The organism is Flavobacterium sp., from assembly GCF_965262375.1.
Classification (GTDB): Bacteria; Bacteroidota; Bacteroidia; order Flavobacteriales; family Flavobacteriaceae; genus Flavobacterium.
In genome coordinates this window covers 2,282,184-2,303,198 of sequence record NZ_OZ253527.1, presented here as the reverse complement: position 1 = coordinate 2,303,198, position 21,015 = coordinate 2,282,184, and the positions used below count along the sequence as shown (strand labels likewise).

At 34.7% G+C, this 21,015-nt stretch carries 18 protein-coding genes; 7 read left to right on the top strand and 11 right to left on the bottom strand.

What is annotated here, in order from left to right; genetic code table 11:
- Window positions 1–289 precede the first annotated feature (289 nt).
- On the top strand, window positions 290–949 hold the full coding sequence (locus ACQY29_RS10705; protein WP_428225173.1) for a hypothetical protein: 660 nt from the start codon (window positions 290–292) through the stop codon (window positions 947–949).
- A 135-nt stretch (window positions 950–1,084) separates the two neighbouring features.
- On the opposite strand, the gene ACQY29_RS10700 is transcribed toward ACQY29_RS10705, so the two are convergent.
- The 4 genes from ACQY29_RS10700 to dapF form a co-directional block, all read right to left on the bottom strand.
- Entirely contained in the window at window positions 1,085–1,483 is a 399-nt protein-coding gene (locus ACQY29_RS10700) for a group II intron maturase-specific domain-containing protein (RefSeq protein ID WP_428225172.1), read from the bottom strand.
- Between the two features lie 271 nt (window positions 1,484–1,754).
- Entirely contained in the window at window positions 1,755–2,777 is a 1,023-nt protein-coding gene (gene mltG / locus ACQY29_RS10695; protein ID WP_428225909.1) for an endolytic transglycosylase MltG, read from the bottom strand.
- An 8-nt stretch (window positions 2,778–2,785) separates the two neighbouring features.
- Window positions 2,786–3,316: a GNAT family N-acetyltransferase gene (locus ACQY29_RS10690; protein ID WP_428225171.1), complete on the bottom strand. Its 531-nt coding sequence runs from the start codon at window positions 3,314–3,316 to the stop codon at window positions 2,786–2,788.
- 355 nt (window positions 3,317–3,671) lie between these two features.
- Entirely contained in the window at window positions 3,672–4,454 is a 783-nt protein-coding gene (dapF, locus tag ACQY29_RS10685; RefSeq protein WP_428225170.1) for a diaminopimelate epimerase, read from the bottom strand.
- A gap of 183 nt (window positions 4,455–4,637) precedes the next feature.
- Here dapF and ACQY29_RS10680 point away from each other — a divergent pair, with 183 nt between their 5' ends.
- Window positions 4,638–6,023, top strand: coding sequence for a Do family serine endopeptidase (locus ACQY29_RS10680; protein ID WP_428225169.1), 1,386 nt, complete (start codon window positions 4,638–4,640; stop codon window positions 6,021–6,023).
- Between the two features lie 221 nt (window positions 6,024–6,244).
- Window positions 6,245–7,690: a glyceraldehyde-3-phosphate dehydrogenase gene (locus ACQY29_RS10675; RefSeq protein WP_428225168.1), complete on the top strand. Its 1,446-nt coding sequence runs from the start codon at window positions 6,245–6,247 to the stop codon at window positions 7,688–7,690.
- 160 nt (window positions 7,691–7,850) lie between these two features.
- Here the strand turns inward: ACQY29_RS10675 and ACQY29_RS10670 are convergent, their stop codons facing one another.
- From ACQY29_RS10670 to ACQY29_RS10650, 5 genes are all read right to left on the bottom strand, one after another.
- Entirely contained in the window at window positions 7,851–8,225 is a 375-nt protein-coding gene (locus tag ACQY29_RS10670; RefSeq protein WP_428225167.1) for a methylglyoxal synthase, read from the bottom strand.
- Window positions 8,225–9,073 (bottom strand): N-acetylglucosamine kinase, encoded by an 849-nt coding sequence (locus tag ACQY29_RS10665; protein WP_428225166.1) that lies wholly within the window; start codon window positions 9,071–9,073, stop codon window positions 8,225–8,227. Before ACQY29_RS10665 ends, ACQY29_RS10670 begins: the two co-directional genes overlap by 1 nt.
- 373 nt (window positions 9,074–9,446) lie before the next feature.
- Window positions 9,447–10,448: a type I glyceraldehyde-3-phosphate dehydrogenase gene (gene gap, locus ACQY29_RS10660; RefSeq protein WP_428225908.1), complete on the bottom strand. Its 1,002-nt coding sequence runs from the start codon at window positions 10,446–10,448 to the stop codon at window positions 9,447–9,449.
- Between the two features lie 223 nt (window positions 10,449–10,671).
- The gene (gene pfkA / locus ACQY29_RS10655) at window positions 10,672–11,658 is read right to left on the bottom strand and encodes a 6-phosphofructokinase (RefSeq protein ID WP_428225165.1); all 987 of its coding nucleotides are present in this window, start codon (window positions 11,656–11,658) and stop codon (window positions 10,672–10,674) included.
- 140 nt (window positions 11,659–11,798) lie between these two features.
- Entirely contained in the window at window positions 11,799–16,283 is a 4,485-nt protein-coding gene (locus ACQY29_RS10650; RefSeq protein WP_428225164.1) for a translocation/assembly module TamB domain-containing protein, read from the bottom strand.
- A gap of 312 nt (window positions 16,284–16,595) precedes the next feature.
- On the opposite strand from ACQY29_RS10650, the gene tsaD reads away from it, so the two are divergent.
- The 4 genes from tsaD to ACQY29_RS10630 are packed head-to-tail and all read left to right on the top strand — an operon-like array spanning window position 16,596 to window position 19,474.
- The gene (tsaD, locus tag ACQY29_RS10645) at window positions 16,596–17,618 is read left to right on the top strand and encodes a tRNA (adenosine(37)-N6)-threonylcarbamoyltransferase complex transferase subunit TsaD (RefSeq protein WP_428225163.1); all 1,023 of its coding nucleotides are present in this window, start codon (window positions 16,596–16,598) and stop codon (window positions 17,616–17,618) included.
- Between the two features lies 1 nt (window position 17,619).
- The gene (locus tag ACQY29_RS10640; protein ID WP_428225162.1) at window positions 17,620–18,324 is read left to right on the top strand and encodes a 16S rRNA (uracil(1498)-N(3))-methyltransferase; all 705 of its coding nucleotides are present in this window, start codon (window positions 17,620–17,622) and stop codon (window positions 18,322–18,324) included.
- 5 nt (window positions 18,325–18,329) lie between these two features.
- Window positions 18,330–18,968, top strand: a complete 639-nt coding sequence (locus ACQY29_RS10635; RefSeq protein WP_428225161.1) for a DUF4159 domain-containing protein — start codon at window positions 18,330–18,332, stop codon at window positions 18,966–18,968.
- A 2-nt stretch (window positions 18,969–18,970) separates the two neighbouring features.
- On the top strand, window positions 18,971–19,474 hold the full coding sequence (locus ACQY29_RS10630; RefSeq protein ID WP_428225160.1) for a TrmH family RNA methyltransferase: 504 nt from the start codon (window positions 18,971–18,973) through the stop codon (window positions 19,472–19,474).
- A 289-nt stretch (window positions 19,475–19,763) separates the two neighbouring features.
- Here ACQY29_RS10630 and ACQY29_RS10625 read toward each other — a convergent pair whose 3' ends face one another.
- Together ACQY29_RS10625 and ACQY29_RS10620 are read right to left on the bottom strand one after the other, a co-directional pair.
- Window positions 19,764–20,084, bottom strand: a complete 321-nt coding sequence (locus tag ACQY29_RS10625; protein WP_428225159.1) for a hypothetical protein — start codon at window positions 20,082–20,084, stop codon at window positions 19,764–19,766.
- A gap of 2 nt (window positions 20,085–20,086) precedes the next feature.
- Window positions 20,087–20,992: a DUF5655 domain-containing protein gene (locus ACQY29_RS10620; protein WP_428225158.1), complete on the bottom strand. Its 906-nt coding sequence runs from the start codon at window positions 20,990–20,992 to the stop codon at window positions 20,087–20,089.
- Window positions 20,993–21,015 lie beyond the last annotated feature (23 nt).

Below are 21,015 nucleotides of genomic sequence, written 5' to 3'. Positions count from 1 at the left end.
TTTTTGAAGTTGATTTTTTGACGGTTTTTGTAGTTAATCTTTTTCAAGATCAAACGCTCACAAAAACATCTATAAAACGAATAGGGTTGTCGGGAGTAATTTCATCTTCTAAACTCGTTATTTGTAGCTGGTGGCGGGAAATTCCTTGAATCTGTTGCATTATTGAGAATACGAAAACTAGCCTTTTTAAACAAACTATTTTAGTTATATTTGACGTAGTTTGTGAAGTTTTTTCACAGACTGACGTTAGCAGAAACCATTGAAAAAAATAACGCTAAAAAAAATTACAATGAAAAAATTAATTATACTGCTTGCAATCATTGCTAATTTAGGTTGCTCAAATGAGAAAGAAGAAATTAGCGATAATCTTCAATATTTCAAATTCCAGCAAACAGATAGTGATAAATTTATTAACTCTACAGAAGTTGGAAAAGTTTTGATATATAAAAACCAAAATAATTCTGAATTGAAATTCAAAGTTTTAATAAACAAAACAGAAAAGCAACTTGAAAGTAGAGGTGATTTTGTTAATGGTTCAACAAAATATTTCTATTACGATGAGCAGAGAATTGAAATGCAATCAACTTTATTTGCTGAAGGCGATTTTTGTTGTAATAGTTCGTTTTATTTAAGTTTAAAAAGATGGCCGAAAGTATATCAAACAAACCCAACTTTAATTTCTCAAGATTCTAAATTTATTACAAATATTGGATTAGTTCCTTTTGAAACAGGAATTCAAAGTGCTTTTTTAGATTATTCTGAAGCGTTATTGAGTATAACGATAAATGGAACTGCGTATAATAAAGTTAGAAAAATCGAAATAAATCCAAATCCATCTCCAAATCCAAATTGGCAATTACCAAGTTTAAAGAACATATATTTTGAACAAAACAAGGGAGTTATTGGGTTTGACGATTTACAGAATAATGAATGGAGATTACAAAACTAAAATTATGGCTATCTGCTAATCGAGTAGACTGCCCTGCTCATTAAGAACAGGGAGAGCCTCTCAATTTAGCGAAGCGGTATCTTGAAATTCCAATAAAAAATAAACACGTATTTCAAACACCACCGAGCATACGGGTCACGTACTCGGCGGTTCGCAAAGAGATGGGTTGAGTTGTAAATGTAATTCGGTTAAGGAAACATAACCTCTTTGTTTCAAGCGTTGTAAAGTAATGGTAGTACCTAAAATAGGACTCTGTGCAATTGCCCATCCCCCTTTTCTCGTTCTGCTCCACATATAGGCATGGTTATGGTCTACTCCTAGTCGGATGAGATTCTTTCTTTTTCGCTCAGGTTTCTTCCAATGATGCCAAATGCAATAGCGCAGGCGATTGCGTAGCCAACCGTCTAAATCGCGTAATTTCCCTAAGATACTTGTGCCTTGAAAATAGGTTAACCATCCTCGCTGGACTTCGTTTATCTTGGTAATTCGTTCTTCAAAGGTAGCTGGCGTGGTTTTGCGGGTGATTTCCTTCACTTATGGACACAAATCCCTTACCCCTAAAATTAGCTCTTACAGGAATTTGAGTTTTAGCTATCGCCAAGATACCACGCCGGTGGCCCTCTTTTGTCAAAAACAGCTAGGGTATGTAAATTTCCTTTTTTACAACACGGACAGTTTCTTTAAACTTTATAAATCCATTTTAAAAATAATTCTAATTCGAAACAAATTATCAAAAAAAAAAGCCATTCAATTTCTTGAACAGCCTTTTAATTAACAATCAATATTTTATTATCTAAAAATCATATTACAAACCTAATTTATTCACCCACTCCGCATATTTCTTCGCATTCACTTGGTGTTCTTCATAGGTCTCTGCAAAATCATGATATCCTCTACGTTCTACACTGGCACAGAAATACACATAATTGTGTTTTTCATAATTTAAAACCGCATCAATAGCTGAAATATCCGGCATTGCAATAGGCCCTGGAGGCAAACCAATAGTTCGGTACGTATTATAAGGTGAATTTACAAAAAGCATATCCCCTTTTACTCTTTTGATAACTTGGTCAAAATCGTTTGCATTTTTCTTAATCGCAAAAATAATCGTTGGGTCGGCCTGCAAAGGCATTTCTTGTTTCATACGATTCAAATACACTCCCGCCACACGAGGACGCTCATCTTCTTTTACTGATTCTTTATGTACAATAGAGGCTAATGCTACCACTTGCTGTGGCGTTAACTGCAACGCTTTGGCTTTTGCCATACGCTCTTCGTTCCAGAATTTTTTATATTCGTCCAACATTTTATCTCTAAAATTATCAGCAGAAATATTCCATTTAATTTCATAGGTATTAGGAATGAACATCCCTAACACATTATCCGTAGTAAAGCCATTTTTTTGTAAAAAAGTAGCATCATTAAACGATTGCATCAATGCCACACTATCCGCTTCAATTTGCCCAGCAACTCTAGAAACTAATTTCTCTAAAATTTCTTGATTATTAAAAGACAAATTCAAAGGCATGTTATGACGTAAAGCCGAGACAATTTGAAAACTTCCCATCCCTTTTTTTAGCAAAAATCGGCCAGGGAAAACATTTTCGTTATACGAACGTTTTTCAGCAATGAATTTAAAATTGTCTATATCTTCAACTTCTGTGGATAGAATTTCCAACACCTTTTCATACGTTGCGCCTGTGGGTACAAACACATATTTTTCTTTATCTGCAAATTTTGTATTGCTAGCAAAAGCTTTGAAATACACAAAAGCCCCAACAAGCAAGCCCAATAAACCTATTCCTACTACTAATTTCTTTTTCAAAATAATTCGTTTTAATGATTTGGATTGATTAACTGAAAAAGGAGTTCATCTTGATACATTCCGTCTTGAAATACCCAATCTTTTTTTACTCCAATTTTTTGGAAACCAAAATTACTAAAAAGCTTTAAACTAGCTTCATTCTTTGCACCTATATTTGCATACAATTGATGCAATTGCAAATGACTAAAAGCATATTGAATTAACAACTGCAAGGCTTCCGAGCCTACACCCTTTCCTCTATCCTTGCTTTTTTGAATCACCACCCCTATACCTGCCCGATGATTTTTAGGGTCAAAATCAAACAAATCAATCAAGCCAATAGGTTTATACGACTCATGCTCACATATAGCCAAACGCAATTGTTTAGCCTCGTAAATATCTTGATGCGCATTTTCGAGGTATTGTTTGATTAAAAACCGAGAATAAGGCGTTTGCGTATTACTCACTTCCCAAATGGATTCATCATTTTCAATTTTATAAATAAATGACACGTCCTCAGGTTCCAAAGCACGCAAAAATATTTTCTCTCCTTTTAAGGTCATTGATTTTTGTTTAAGGTTTGAAAGTTTAAGGTTGAAAAGTTATAGCTAACCGTAAATACATAACTCTTCACTTTTCACTCTTCACTTTTCACTTTTCACTCTTCACTCTTCACTCTTCACTCTTCACTCTTCACTCTTCACTCTTCACTCTTCACTCTTCACTTTTCACTCTTCACTCTTCACTCTTCACTCTTCACTCTTCACTCTTCACTCTTCACTCTTCACTCTTCACTCTTCACTCTTCACTCTTCACTCTTCACTCTTTACTCTTTACTCTTTACTCTTTACTCTTCACTTTTCACTTTTCACTCTTCACTTTTCACTTTTCACTTTTCTAAATTCTAAATTCTAAACTCTAAATATGTATCTCTCCTTGAAAAACAAACTGAGCTGGACCTGATAAGTGCACCTCCTTATAGATTCCATCTTCTTTTTTGAGGCTAATTTGAAGTTGTCCTCCTTCCACTTGAATCCCAATACTAGTAGCATCTGCCTTACCCAGTTCACACATGGCAATAGCTACCGCAGTAGCTCCTGTACCACAAGATAAGGTTTCATCCTCCACGCCACGTTCATACGTACGAATTGCAAATTGATTATCACTTAATTTTAAAACAAAATTGATATTACTTCCTGCTTGTCCGTACAAATCACTATAACGAATTTTAGCGCCTTCCGTTTTTACATCTAAGGATTTTAAATCCTCCACCTCCTGCACATGATGCGGAGAACCTGTATTCAAATACACATAATCAGCATACACTTTCACCTCTTGTACATCAATCATTTGTAAAGAAACCAAACCATCTTCATTTATTGTGGCATGATGCAAACCATCTACCGCCATAAAAGTAGTTTTGTTTTGAATCACTCCCATTTTCTTTGCAAAAGCCACCAAACAACGCCCCCCATTACCACACATGGAGCTTTCATTCCCGTCAGCATTGTAATAAACCATTTTAAAATCTGTCGAATTGTCATTTTCTAACAACATTAACCCGTCAGCTCCTATCCCAAAACGTCTATCACATAAAAAATTTATCAGTTTGGTATCATTTTTGGGAAAAGTCAAATCACGGTTATCCAGGATAACAAAATCGTTTCCCGTTCCTTGGTATTTATAAAAAGTGTATGTCATAATTGTAGTAATTATTGAAAAAAGGTCAATGCGAATGCAAATATCAGCAACCTTTTAGAAGAATCAAAGATACAAATATTAACGGGAAGTTAAAGATTGTTAAACAGGCGTTAAACCCTTTACAAGCAAATCATAAAATTATATTTTTACGTTTAGAAATAAAAACCACATAAAGAAGATGCTATGAGAAAATTAGGCAGTTTATTTTTAATTTCAATGCTCAGTGGAGCGACCACCTTAGCAGGTTATAAATTATTTGTAGAAAACAATGCTCCTTCCTCTTCCTTATCCATTGCCCCCGATTATTCAAGAGCTGTAGGCATGGGTGCTGAAAATATCGATTTCACACAAGCCGCTGAGAAAGCTGTACACACAGTTGTACACGTAAAAAACAAAACGGTGTATAATGTACCTTCCGACCCTTTGATGGAGTTTTTCTATGGCCATCGTGGCGGACAACAACAAACCCAAGTGGGAACAGGTTCAGGTGTTATTATCAGTAAAGATGGTTACATTGTTACTAATAACCATGTGATTCAAAATGCTACTGAATTAGAAGTAACTTTAAACAACAACAAAACCTATAAAGCAAAATTAGTGGGCACCGATAGCAAAATGGATATTGCGCTATTAAAAATAGAAGCCGAAGGCGACTTACCTGCCGCTACTTTTGGCAATTCAGAACAAATTAAAGTAGGCGAATGGGTTTTAGCAGTGGGTAATCCCTACAATCTTACATCAACGGTTACCGCCGGTATTGTTTCTGCCAAAGCGCGTGACCTTAGCAACCAAGGTATCCAATCGTTTATTCAAACTGACGCTGCGGTAAACCCTGGTAACAGTGGTGGCGCATTAGTAAACACTCGTGGTGAACTTATAGGCATCAACACTATGATTTCCTCTCCTACGGGAAGTTACACAGGTTATTCCTTTGCAGTGCCTTCAAATTTAGCGCGTAAAATTGTTGAAGATTTAATGGAATACGGCAATGTACAACGTGCTGTTTTAGGTATTGAAGGTCGTGAGTTGAATGCGGTAGCTGCTAAAGAGGCAGGAACCGCAGAAACCGCAGGGGTGTATGTAGCACGAGTTTCTAAAGGAACAGGTGCTGAAAAAGCAGGATTAAAATCAGGCGATGTCATTAAAAAACTTGATGACAAAACCATAAACTCCTTTGCCGATTTGACAGCCTACATCAACACCAAGCGTCCTAATGAAGAAGTAAAAGTAGGTTTTATCAGAGAGGGTAAGAACATGACTACTTCGGTAAAATTAGTTAAAAAAGAATTGGTTAATTACGATTTAAAAGGCTTAGAGCTAGAAGACTTGGATGCAAACGACAAAAAACGTTTCCGTTTAAGCTACGGTGTTAAAATTAAAGACGTAAGCAACGAGGAATTAGCAGAATACGCCGAACAACTAAAAGGGGGTATCATTTTGAAAGTAGATAACATCAAAGCAACTGATATTGAAACCGTGACTCGTGTATTATCTAAAAAAAGTGACACACAAAAAACACAAATTGAGATGTTAACGAATTCAGGCGATTTATTACGCTTCCTTTTATAAAAATCAACTAGACGAGTGCTTTTAAAAATGTTTTTTTAAACACTAGACTATAAAAACCAAAAAGCTTCATTTCCTTGAAAATGAAGCTTTTTCTTTTACAACATCTTCACTTGAAAAAATTTTTAAAACAAACAGTCAATTTGTAAAAAAATCACTAAAAAAAGTTTATCAAAACATTAGAAATAAATACTTTTGCAACGTCTAATTTTTTACACAAAGAAATGAGCAATACAACTTATGAAAAAGAGTTAGCTTTTCAAGCTGACAGAAGAAAAGCAGCAGTGGAGTTTATCAAAATCGTTAGCGATTTATGGTACGACAAATCTATCGAGATGGTTTTATTCAGAAACCACTTATTAGACCGTAACGTAAGTGACATTATGAACTTACATGATTATGCGGGTGAATTCGTACAAAAACCAATCAATGTTTTTGATTCAGTAGAAATATTAAGAGCTATTCAAGCTTTAGATTTACCACCTTCACGTTTAGATATTGGTAAATTAACTTACGAATATCATTTAGAAGATGATAAATATGCTGATGCTACTGCCTTCGTACTTGACAAATTAAAAGAAGCAAAAAGTACAGAAGAAATCAAACCTAAAGATGTAGTACTTTACGGATTTGGTCGTATCGGTCGTTTATTAGCGCGCGAATTGATGGCTAAAATTGGTAAAGGGCAACAATTGCGTTTACGTGCTATCGTAACTCGTGATAAAAGTGATGCAGTTTTATTAGAAAAACGTGCTACTTTATTACGTATGGACTCTGTTCATGGTGATTTTGCAGGTACGGTTCAAGCTGACCCTGAAAATAATGCTTTAATCATCAACGGTGCTACGGTTCATATCATTACTGCTAATTCTCCAGAAGAAATTGATTATACTGCTTACGGTATTGACAATGCTTTAGTGATTGATAATACAGGTGCTTTCACAACTGAAGAAGCGTTAAGCCGTCACTTAACTTCAAAAGGGGTTGACAAAGTATTATTAACAGCGCCAGGTAAAAGTGTTCCTAATATCGTTCACGGTGTAAACCACGAAGCTTACAACCCAGACGAGGTGAAAATTTGGTCTGCCGCTTCATGTACAACTAATGCCATTACGCCAGTATTAGCCGCTATGGAAGAAACTTTAGGTGTAGTTAAAGGACACTTAGAAACTATCCACGCGTATACTAATGACCAAAACTTAGTAGATAACATGCACAAGAAATACCGTCGTGGTAGAGCTGCTGCTTTAAACATGGTTATCACTGAAACAGGAGCTGGAAGCGCTGTAGCTAAAGCTTTACCAAGCTTAGCTGGTAAATTAACATCAAACGCAATTCGTGTTCCTGTTCCAAACGGTTCGTTAGTAGTTTTAAACTTAGAAGTTGAAAAACCAACTACTCGTGAGGACTTAAACAACATCATGAAGAAATATGCGCTTGAAGGTAAATTAGTTGAGCAAATCAAATATGAGATGAACAACGAATTAGTATCTTCAGATATTGTAGGTACTACAGCGCCATCTATTTTTGATAGCAATGCTACTATTGTTTCCGCAGATGGTAAAAACGTGGTAATGTATGTATGGTATGATAACGAATATGGTTACAGCCACCAAGTTATCCGTTTAGCGAAATATATTGCTAAAGTAAGACGTTATACGTACTATTAATAGATAGTATAATTTAAAGCAAAAGGGCTATTCATTTAAACGAATAGCCCTTTTACATTATAAATGGATTTAGAAATTGCTAAATAGTATAGATCAAATACATGATTTATTCAGAAATACAATCACTTTTTCAAGAATAAACAGCAAAAAAATTCATGCGTTATTTGCTAATAGCAGTCACTAACATTTGCGCTGTTGCCTCATTGGTAGCAACAGGAACATTGTGCACATCGCAAATACGAATTAACATATTAATATCAGGCTCGTGTGGATGACTACTCATAGGGTCTTTAAAGAACAAAACCATTTTGCATTTCCCTTCGGCAACACGTGCTGCAATTTGCGCATCGCCACCTAAAGGACCACTCAATAGTTTTTTAACTTTAATCCCTGTAGCTTCCGCTTTTCCTCCTGTAGTTCCCGTAGCTATAATTTTGATATTTTCCTTAACTAAAATATCTAGGTTTTTATTTAAAAACTGCACCATATCAGCTTTCTTGCCATCATGGGCTATAATTGCGATTTCAAATTTCATTATTTTGTGGTATGATAAGCTATTAAACCATCTATTGGACGTTGAATCACTTTTCCTAAGGTAACGCCATAACGGTTTAAAACGGTTTGAATTTCATTTTGCAAATAATAAGCAATAGAACCTATAAAATGCGCTGGTACTTCTTTGTAATTTTCAAATTGTAAGAAATTATTTTCTACAAAAGATTCTATTTCTTCAAAAATAATTTTTTGGCAATAATCTGTATCCTTGTGTTGAATCAAAAAACCAGCAAAAGAGGCTAAATACGCATTGGGATTAGCTTCTTTGTAAAGATTTTGCTTAATCACATCGGCATCTACATTATAGGTTTGTTCAAATTCAGTAGCAAGTGCCAAAGGCATTTTATTAAAATAATAGCCTCTTAACAAATGCCTTCCGAAACGATTCCCAGAACAATCGTCCATCACGATATAGCCAAGTGATTGCACTTTTTGATGTAAAACATTTCCATCAAAATAACTACAATTAGAACCCGTACCTAAAATACTAACTATTGCCTTTTCACCTTTTTCTGCTGTGGCATACACGGCTGCATACGTATCTTCATAAACTTCGACAGCAGCCTTTGAAAAATAAGTAGCAAAAACAGATTTAAGAAAATTTTTCATTCTATCCGTTCCACAACCCGCACCATAAAAGAATACATGCGTAACCTCTGCTTTATGCTTTACAATGGATTCGCTACTGTTCAAGCGATGTATAATTTCGGATTCCTCCAATATTTCTGGATTAAGACCAAGAGTATGGGTATCAAAAAGTACGGAACCACTCTCGTCTATAGCCACCCAATCGGCTTTGGTAGAACCACTATCTACTAATAATTTCATTTTTAAATTTTTATTTAACCACAAAGAACACCAAGAAGGCACTAAGCACTGTAGGATAATTATGAGTTATGAGTTGTCTGTTGTCTGTTATGAGTTGTCTGTTATGAGTTGTCTGTTATGAGTTGTCTGTTATGAGTTATGAATTATGAATTATGAATTATGAATTATGAGTTATGAATTCTAACTATTAGACTTCTAAACTTCTAAACTTTTAAACTTCTAAACTTTTAAACTTTTAAACTGCTAAACTTCTAAACTTTTAAACTTTTATACTGCTAAACTTCTAAACCTCTAAACTTTTAAACTTCTAAACTTTTAAACTTTTAAACTGCTAAACTTCTAAACTCTTAAACTTCTAAACTTTGAACTAATCCTATAACCCTGCAATATGTGCCGATAAATCGATTAATTTACTTGAATAGCCGTACTCATTGTCATACCATGAAACCAACTTAAAAAAAGTACTATTTAATCCGATACCTGCTTTGGCATCGACAATAGAAGTCCGGGTATCGCCCACAAAATCTTGCGAAACCACATCATCTTCAGTAAATCCTAAAATTCCTTTCATTGAGGTTTCAGAAGCTTCTTTAAGCACTTGCATAATGGCATCATAAGTGGTTTCTTTTGCTAATTTCACTGTTAAATCCACTACAGAAACATCAGCCACAGGTACACGCATAGACATACCCGTCAATTTTCCATTCAAATCGGGAATTACTTTTCCAACGGCTTTGGCCGCTCCAGTTTGTGAAGGGATAATATTGATAAGTGCTGAACGTCCGCCACGGAAATCTTTTTTAGAAGGACCATCCACGGTTAACTGTGTCGCTGTAGTGGCATGTATGGTAGTCATTAAGCCTTCAACGATACCAAAATTATCATGAATCACTTTTGCCAAAGGCGCTAATCCGTTGGTCGTACAAGATGCATTAGACACTATCGTATCTTGAGCAGTAGCTTGCTCATGGTTAACTCCCATGACAAACATAGGTGCATCGGCAGAAGGCGCAGAAATCACTACTTTTTTAGCCCCACCATCGATATGAGCTTGCGCTGTTTCAAGTGTGGTAAAAATGCCGGTACATTCCGCTACGACATCCACTCCTACTTCATCCCAATGGATTTGCTTTGGGTCTTTTTCTGCTGTTACTCGAATGTATTTGTCATTGACATACAATTTTCCTTCTTTCACCTCGACCGTCCCTTTGAAACGACCATGCACCGAGTCATATTTTAACAAATAAGCTAAGTGTTCTACCTCTAACAAATCGTTAATTGCAACCACTTCTACATTATCTCTATTTAAAGATTCTCTAAAAACAATACGGCCAATACGACCAAAACCATTAATTCCTAATTTTACTTTCATCATCATTATACTTTTTCATTATTGGAAAGTTTAAATGTTTAGAAGTTTAGAAGTTTAAGAGACTGCGTGTTTCCATTAGTATATAATCAACTTATAAACTATAAACTATAAACTATAAACTATAAACTATAAACTATAAACTATAAACTATAAACTATAAACTATAAACTATAAACTATAAACTATAAACTTAAAAAATTCTAAATTCTAAATTCTAAATTCTAAATTAAGTAGACATTATATCCGATACGCGCAACAATTCCGCATCAATTTTTGTATGCCCTTTGATAGCCTGTTCTAGTGGGGTTAATGCCATTTTATCATCTAGCAAGCCCACCATAAAATTCGATTTGCCTTCCAGTAACGACTCAACCGCTTTAACTCCCAAACGGGAAGCTAACACACGGTCAAAACAAGAAGGCGCTCCTCCCCTTTGCATGTGTCCTAAAACAGAAACACGTACATCGTACTCAGGCAAGTTTTCTTCTACATATTCTTTGAGTTCAAAAACATTTTTTCCAATCTTGTCTCCTTCCGAAACAACTACGATACTCGACGATTTCCCTGAAGCTTTACTTTTTTTCAGAGAATCTAAAAGACGTTCCAAACCTAAATCTTCCTCAGGAATCAAAATTTCTTCTGCTCCCGCACCTATCCCTGCATTCAAGGCAATGTGACCAGCATCTCGCCCCATTACTTCTACAAAAAACAAGCGGTTATGAGAACTTGCCGTATCACGAATTTTATCAATAACTTCCACAACAGTATTCAGTGCCGTATCATACCCAAGCGTGTGACTTGTGCCATAAATATCATTATCAATAGTTCCAGGAATTCCCATCACTGGAAAATTATATTCGTTATTAAAAATTTCAGCTCCAGTAAAAGTACCATCACCACCTATCACTACAAGCGCATCAATTTGTGCTTCTTGCAACTTTTCATGGGCTATTTTACGTCCTCCTGGTGTTCTAAAATCCTTAGAACGCGCCGATTTTAAAATAGTTCCACCTTTATTAACAATATGATTCACGGAGCGAGGACCCATTTCTTTGAAATCGCCTTCAATCATTCCTTGATAACCTCTATAAATCCCAATACACTCTATATTATGATAGGCACACGTTCGCACTACCGAACGAATGGCCGCATTCATACCTGGGGAGTCTCCCCCTGAGGTTAAGACACCTATTTTTTTTATACTAACTGACATTTAAAAAATGGATTAATAAGTAAATCTACAATGTAATAGAAATTGAAAAAATGATATTTGTTATCTAAAATCATTTTCTCCATTTCTTTTTAGAAGTGTTGTTGTTTTACTAAAGTAAGAAAAATATTTTATAAAACAAATTAATTCAAGTCAGGAACTTTATCTTCATCTTCATTTGGCTTTTCGGAAGATTTTTTTTGACGGGGTTCGTTAAACTGAATAATATCTGGAGAGATTTCAGAATCAGGAATTTGATCATTTCCATCATCGGAACTTTTTTTATTTTTTATTTTTTTAGAATTAAATATTTTATACATCAATTCTTTAAAAGTACTAAAATCGACTTCATAATTCAATCCCACGCCTTGTGTATAACCTATACCGCCTTGTCCTAAATAAGTAATATCATTTTCCCTATTAAAAACTCTTGCTTTCAAAGTTCCATCTTCATTTAAACGAAGCTGAACTTCAACATCACCTACAACCACCGACTCATTAACACCGCCTACAGGCACACCAAATTTACCATTTATTGTAATTTTATCGCTAATTTGAGTGGAGACACTGAAACCTAAACGATTCGTGTTGTTATTATTTAGGTTTTGAAGATTTGTCTTATCGTTTTGAACATAGTTCAATCTAAAATTGAAACGATCATCATTAGCAAAAATATCATCAAACAAACTGTTAGCCCTTTCTAAAATATTTCCAGTAATGGTATTTTCAAGCAAGCCTTTATCGGTCAAAAAGCTCCCTGTTGATAGTAAAGAAATAGCTTGTTTCTGACGCGTGTCCTGATCATTTAATTTATAATCAATTTCAGAACGTACTATAGAACCAATAGTAGGGAAATTGATCGAAATATCAGGTTTTGGATTACTCAACTTATCGGTTAATTTAATAACCACTTCAGTAGGCACTTTTTTATTAAAACTTGGATTATCTAATAGTATCGAAGGATTGGCTTCTGTTTTATAAATCGCTTCCATATTCAATGTAGCATTTAACGGATCGCCATCCCAAGAGATGTAGCCTCCATTTTTTACTTTGAATTTTTTATCTACGATACCTCCATATTTAAAATTGTAATTCCCTTCATACACCTGAAAATCCCCCCACATATTGAATTTCCCTAAGGTATTAATTTCCATCAATAAGGAACCGCGTCCTCTACCTTTCAATCCATGACCATTGTTTTTATTTACAATCACTTCAATTTCAGCATCAGGGGTAATATCTAATTCAAAATTTAATTCAAGGCCGTTATAATCTTTAACAATTTCTTTATTTTTTTGAGCCGATTCTTTAGAATTTGTAAAATTAATATACCCTTTTTCAGAAGAAGCAATGTCATCACTAATAGGAATTTTCAAACTCGATCCTTTAGCAGAGGTAGCATCCACTTTAATCACTAATCCATCGGTAGGTCCTTTTATAGTAGCATTGCCATCCATAAAAGCGGTACCATAATACAAGGCGCCGTCGTGGTCTTTGGTATCTAACACTACGATACGTTTGGAATTGATATCAAAATCTAAATTCCAATCGCCCAATTTCGTATGTTTCACTAAACCACTGATGGTCCCCGTGGTCTTATATTTAGAGTCGGTTATGCCTACATTTCTAAACGAAAAAGTTTCTTCCGTTACATCTACTATGGCGTTGTTTGCAAAATTGTAGTCCGTATTCAAGTAAGGCACTTTTATACCTGCCTTGGTCAAATACAGACGCCCATTGATGTCAGGATTATACAAGTCGCCTTCAAATTTTGCCGAGCCCGACGCCAGTCCGCGTATGTTGGTAATCACGTCACCCCCCATAGGCGTAAAAAAGGACAAATCGAAACCATTGAGACGCACATCTAAATCTAAGAATGGATTTTTACCTTTAAAAAAGATATTTCCCTCTGTTTTTAAAATATCCTCTCCTTTATTATTTAAAACAGAATTGACTTTAAAATTTCTAAAACTATCATCTCCTGTTACGGCTATATCAAATTTCCCCAAAGGCAAATTATTAATACTAAAATCTTCAATTGTCAGTGCTGACGAAGGTTCGTAAATAGATTTTTCTTGTTTGAAATCGATTTTTCCATTAATTCGCCCTTTAAATTTCAAACTATCGACGGCGGGCGTAATTTTATCCAAATCTACATCGGTAAAGGACAGTTTCAAATCTTTATAGGTAGAATCCCGCAACACGCCCATCAACTCCATGGCTTGCTGGTTATGCGTCAACGAAATTTTTTCAATAGAAAAATCGGTTAGTTTTTTATTAAATACAATCTTATTATCTTTTGATTCTCCTTCATTCAAAAACCATAAATAATCCTTGAAACTCACTTCCGATTTCTTGATTCCCACCACACTCTTATTGTCCTTATCAATGGTGTGGTATAAGTTCAAGTTGTAAAAATCCTCTCCTTTATCGCCACCTTTAAATTCGGTTCTAACAAACAAGGTATCGTTAGCCGTTACATTAATCAAACTCATTTTAGAAACTTTATAGTATTTGGTTTTAATACTATCCATTTCCACATAAGCGTTGTATAATGGGTTTTTATTATCAATTTCGATACTGATATTATCAAAAACATTGTCGTAAGCTTTGATTTTTGGCGATTTAAAATTCAATTTAAACAAACCTTCGTTCGAGTCAATTTCACCTTTCATAAAAGTATTTTCACCCAAAGAAATTTCAGGATAAAATACTTCTACCAACTTGCTATACACATTGAAATCAAAACGCATAAACTGCCCTTTGCTTACTTTATTAGGAGAATAATTGGCATACAAACTTCCTAAAGAGTTCTCGACTAAATCGCCTAATTCTTTGAATTTAAACTTTCCTTCTACCCTACCTTCTACAATATCTGGCGAGTTTACAACAATGGTTCTAAATCCATCTTTTGCAAAAGTAGATTTGACCATAAAATCGTCAAAGAAATACGTATCTTTTGCATTTTCATAGGAAGTTTTATTGATATACACATTACCATAAAGGTTATCTATAGAATTTCCTTGCAAATCCATTTTGACATCTCCACGAAACACTGAAACAGCATCAGCAGTATACAAATTCAGTTTTTTCAAATTGGCATATTCCACCTTTGCATGGAAATTATATTTATTTTCCTGTTTAGTCAAATCCAGAAAACCATCAAAATCCATGACCAAATTAGGGTCATTGGCTTTAATATTCCCTTCAAAAACGGCTTGATTCATCGAACCATCGACATCAATATTTCGATAATTGTATTTATTGAAATAAATGCTTCCTACTTTACCTTTAATTTTGGTTTTCAAATATTTCTGAACAAAACCTTTACCATCAACATCGGTATCTAAATTCACGATACCTAAATCGGTACGATTAAGAAATTTACCTAAATCAAATTCGTTCAACTTCACATTTCCTTTGTAGGCTGCATTATCGATATTATCAATATTAGCCATCGCCAAATCAGCACGCACATTACCCAAAGCTGAATTCAAATCGACATCAGCCTTTAGATTTTTCAAATCGATTTCAGCTTCACCTGAAATTGAAAATTTACCGAGCTTTTTGAAATTAGAAGGTAATTTTTTTCCTAAAATATTCGGTAGTATTCTAATAATATCTTCATAACGAGAAGTAATTTTAGAAAACTTCCCTTTGATGTAATAAGCGTCTTTTTGTTTAGAAAATAAATTTTTAAATCGGAAATCGCCTCGAATTTCAGAACCGTACGCATCTAATAGCACTAAACGCTTGGTGAAAAAATTATTTAAAGTACCTAACAACTTCCCTTTTAATTGGTATTGCTGATTTTTACCAAATTCACCATAAAACTTATTCAAATCATTAGAAGAAACCGAACCTTCCTCAATGCGAACATCAAAAACTACTTTATTATTAAAATCGGCAAAATCCTTACGGTCATAACGTAACTCCACATTCCCTATCAAATTCGATTCGGGTGTTTTTAATTTGAGTTTATCTAAGAGTATATTCTTTTTAGTATAGGTAAAATCGGCAATCAAATCCTCAGCCACCAAGCCACGGTTATCCACAAAACTCATTTCTTTGATTTTGGTAGTCACATCTGGGCCTAAAATTTTAAAATCCGTGGTTACAGCATTTAGCTTTTTAGCACTAAACACCATAGGGTCTTGCATGTTATCATCCACAAAATAAAATTCACTATTCATCAAATGAATATCTTTTATGGTCATCAAGAACTTTTTCTTTGAAGTAGAAGGCGTTCCATCATCAAAAAGTTCGATAAACTTATCCAAACTCGTATCGCGTTCGCCTTTATAGTTTCTGATTTTAAATTTTAAACCGTCCATACGTACTTCGCCAAAATGCAAATCACCGTCTATCAGTTTTTTAAAATCTAGAATATTCGTTTTTAAGACATTAATATGAAAAAGGGTATCTTTTCGATAATCTTTCACATATACTTTTTTCAGTTTAATCCCACCAAAGATGGTAAAATTAGCTTCTTGTATGGTAATATCCGTTCCAAACTCCTTATTAAGTTGTTCGGTGGCATATTGTCCCAAGCGGGTTTGCACCGAAGGCATAGAAAGTAGGATACCCAAAATAAGTAAAAGCGTAGCCAATCCAAAAATGATATACATTTTGAACTTCAAAATCCGTACCCAGAGCGACGATTTTTTTACCACTTCTTGCGTTTCTTTTTTTGGTTCTTCCAAATGGAATTATTTAATATTACATATTTATGATATAACAAAAAAACATATTAACAATTATAAATCAACTATATAATTCATGTAATTAAAGTATAACTTTAATTGTTTTGCGCTCTCAATATTTTCGATTCCATTGAAAACAGAAAAATGATAGGCTATTTTTTGTAACTTTGGCACCAGCTGTAAAAGTAGGGTATTCCTATGTTTTATACAACTTTGCAATCAAATTCTATGCCTATAATGAATACAAAAGACGTTTATATATTAGCCATTGAAAGTTCATGCGACGATACTGCTTGTGCTGTACTACATAACGACAAGATGTTGTCTAATGTTGTGGCACGCCAAAGTATCCATGAAGAATACGGGGGTGTCGTACCTGAATTAGCTTCTAGAGCGCATCAGCAAAACATAGTTCCTGTAGTAGATGTAGCCTTAAAAAAAGCAGGAATTACTAAAGAACAATTGACAGCTATAGCCTTTACCCAGGGCCCTGGCTTGATGGGTTCTCTGCTGGTAGGTTCGTCATTTGCTAAAAGTATGGCTATGGCATTAAACATCCCTTTGATTGCGGTGAACCATATGCACGCCCACATACTTGCGCATTTTATAGCAGAAGAAGGTTATGACAAACCCGAATTTCCTTTTCTAGCGTTAACCATATCTGGAGGACATACCCAAATTGTGAAAGTAAATAGTTTTTTCCACATGGAAATTATTGGTGAAACCACCGATGATGCCGTGGGAGAAGCTTTTGATAAATCGGCTAAAATTTTAGGATTGCCCTACCCAGGAGGCCCATTGATTGACCAGTATGCGCAAACGGGTAACCCCAAACGTTTTGAATTTACTAAACCTAAAATAGAAGGTTTAGATTTTAGTTTCAGCGGATTGAAAACCCAAATTTTATATTTTGTCCAAAAAAATGTAAAAGAAAATCCAAATTTCATAGCAGAAAATCGCGATGATATTTGTGCTTCTATCCAACATATCATCATCAAAATTTTGATGGATAAAATGAAAGAAGCTGTAAAACAAACCAATATCAAGCAAATTGCTATTGGCGGTGGGGTTTCTGCAAATAGCGGTATCCGACAAGCCATGAAAGATGCCGAAAGCAAATACGGTTGGAAAACTTATATTCCTAAATTTGAATACACCACTGACAATGCAGGTATGATAGGCATTGTGGGCTATTACAAATATTTAGAACAACATTTTAGCGACGCCACTGTCACTTCAAAAGCCCGAATCGAATTTTAGTATGCAATTATTTTACAATCCTCAAATACAAGCTAACTCCAACGCCTTTTCTTTTGACAAAGAAGAAAGCAAACACATTGTTAAAGTATTACGCAAAAAAGAGGGCGATATTTTACACGTAACCAATGGTTTAGGAGAATTATTTAGTACCGAAATTATTTTGGCTTCTGAAAAAAAATGTACCGTACAAATTACTGCTACAGAAATATTTCCGAAGCACGATTTCTATTTGCACTTGGCCGTAGCACCCACCAAAATGAATGAGCGCTACGAATGGTTTTTAGAAAAAGCTACCGAAATAGGCATCGATGAAATCACTCCTATTATATGTGAACATTCCGAGCGAAAAGCCATTAAAACAGAGCGTTTTGAAAAAATTGTGCAATCGGCCATGAAACAATCCAATCAGTTTCATTTGCCCAAATTAAACGAAGCCATTAGCTTTAAAGATTTTATCAATCAAACCCACGAAGGGCAACTTTTTATCGCACATTGTGAAGAAACTGAAAAAAGATTATTAAAAGAAGCCATAACCTCAAAACAACACTATACTATATTAATAGGTCCCGAGGGTGATTTTTCAGAAAAAGAAATTAAATTAGCTCTCGACAAGCAATTTATTCCAGTATCTTTAGGCAACACACGATTGAGAACTGAAACGGCCGCTGTAGTCGCTTGTCATAGTGTGGTTTTCACCAACGAATAAGCAATATGAAGTATTTAGTATTTTGCATCCTTTTTTGTAGTCAATGGGCTTTTTCACAAGAAATAGCCTTATTAAAGTATAGTGGTGGTGGCGACTGGTATGCCAACCCTACTTCCCTACCCAACTTGATTCGTTATGCCAATCAAACGATAAATACCCGTATCAAACAAAAACCTGCAACAGTAACTCCAGGCAGTACCGATATTTTTTCCTATCCATTCATCCACATGACGGGGCATGGAAACGTAGTTTTTTCTCCACAAGAAGCTGAAAACTTAAAGAATTACTTAAATGCCGGAGGCTTTTTGCATATTGATGACAACTACGGTATGGATAAATATGTGCGTAACGAAATCAAAAAATTATTTCCTAATAATCCCCTGATGGAAATACCCTCTACACATGCAATTTTTCAAAAACCCTTTGCATTTCCTTCCGGTTTACCTAAAATACACGAACACGAGGGCAAACGACCACAAGCTTTTGGGATTTTTATTAATAATCGATTAGCCCTCCTATATACTTATGAATGTGATTTAGGCGACGGTTGGGAAGATTATGAAGTACATAGCAATCCTAAAGAAGTTAGAGAAAAAGCCTTAAAAATGGGCGCTAACCTATTAAATTACGTATTCAATAATTAGCTTTGGAACAACTTACCCATTACAATACCACTTTTGAAAACAAACAATTCCCTATCACGGTGATTTGTGACGAAGTCTATTTTCAAGATAACATAGGCAGTATTTTCAGAATTTGCGACGCCATGGGGGTTTCAAAAATCATTTTCTCAGGCGAAGATTTTATTTTTTCCGAGCGCAAAATCAATAAGACTTCCAGAAGCACTCACAAACACCTCCCCTTCGAAATCCTAAAAAGCAAAGAGGCTTTAATACAATATATCCAAAAATCAGAAGCACAAGTGGTTGCTATAGAAATTACTGCAACGAGTCAACCGCTTAATACACTGCAACTTATCCCCAACCAACCTTTACTCCTTATTATAGGGAATGAAATTCATGGCATTTCGGATGAAATTTTAACAATAGTCCCTACACATGCCCATATTCCCATGTTTGGTAAAAATTCGAGTATGAATGTAGTACAGTCGTTAGCGATTGCGTTGTATGAGATTACAAATACTCTTTAAGCTTTGTTTAAACAAACTTATTTTTGCCATCACCCTATATATATTTTCTAACATTAACTTAGAATCCAGTATAAAGTTCTCGATACATTTTTCTCTTTTTATTACAAAAAATTACTCGAACTGACGGTACTTGATGCTATCGGATTCTTCGTCAGCTCGAGTGCGAAACGTATCGTGAGCTAATACAAATTTTAGCTAGTTCAATATGTGTACACTTCCAAAAGGAAAACTCAAAGTTTAAATAGTATATCTCTTTTATAAAAATTACTATCGAACAAAACAGGAAGGTCTAAAACAAACTTTTCTTACTCAAATCCTGCACGCTATCGCTCACCTCAACTTGAAACCATTCGCAAAAAGTTTTGAAATCGCGGGTTGGAGGCCAATCTTCTTCCTCTGTCCAAATACTATCTAGTTCTTCTTCAAAAATTTGGTTGAAATATTCTTTCAGATGTGTTTCTGCATCATCAAAGTCAGGATTTGTTAAATACGTGTGTGATTCACCTAACATATTTACCTCCATGGGTAATTCAGGGGTTAAGGCATTTGCCCAATCTACAAAGGGTTGCTTAGGCGTGACGGTAATGGCAGAACGGTTAAGGATTTTCATAATTAAATACAGGCTTGTTTGATTAAACTCATAATATACTCTAAATGGGTAGTGTCAGTAACTATAAGTTCATAATCACCATTACCCCAATGCCCAGTTTCAGATACATCTTTAGTTAATCCTTTTGGGTCATCTAATTGTCCTTTTTTAAGATTGATAAAAAACTTCAATCCTTTTTTCATGATTACTAAATCAGTTATATTCTTATCCTTTTTAAAAGCAATGTATAGTTTTTTAGGAACTACTTCTATTTCATCTGCAAGGTTTAAAATAGCATTTTTGTACGTTTCATATAACTCAATGATTTCATCAGTACCATTAACCAAATGGTCTTCTTCGGTATAGACTTTTATTTCGGCAGTGACTGATTTTGTTTTCTCATTTTGTTGAGTGACAGGCTTTATACTCTCAGCCGACCTAGTTTTCTTGATAGGGTTAATGCTGATAATATCATTCTCAAAACGTTTAATTTCCCATAACTCAATCGCAATATCTTTAAAATTGGTAGCTAAACGCTGATTCTCCGTAAAACTAGGCGATACAAAAACTACACGAGTTTGTGACCAATCCACTTTGCTACTATGCAAGTTTTTATTAAGCGTTTCATTATAAGTCAAGACAAAATCGGCTTTATTTTCTAGCATCAAACTCAAATAGGTAAATCCTTGGTCAACCACACTCGCATTTTTATCACGCTTATATTCTATGATAATAAATGATTCTGATTGCGTATCATACGCAAGGGTATCAATGCGTTTGCCTTTTATACTAAATTCGCTTTTTACCATTTCTAAACCCGTTAGCAATGTCAAGTTTTGCTCAAAGAGGTTTTGTATTTCGCGTTCTAGCTTGAAAGGTTTCTCTTTTAATGTAGATAAATTGGTTTTATTAATTTGATATAAATTCATTCTTAAAATTTTAAATTAATTGG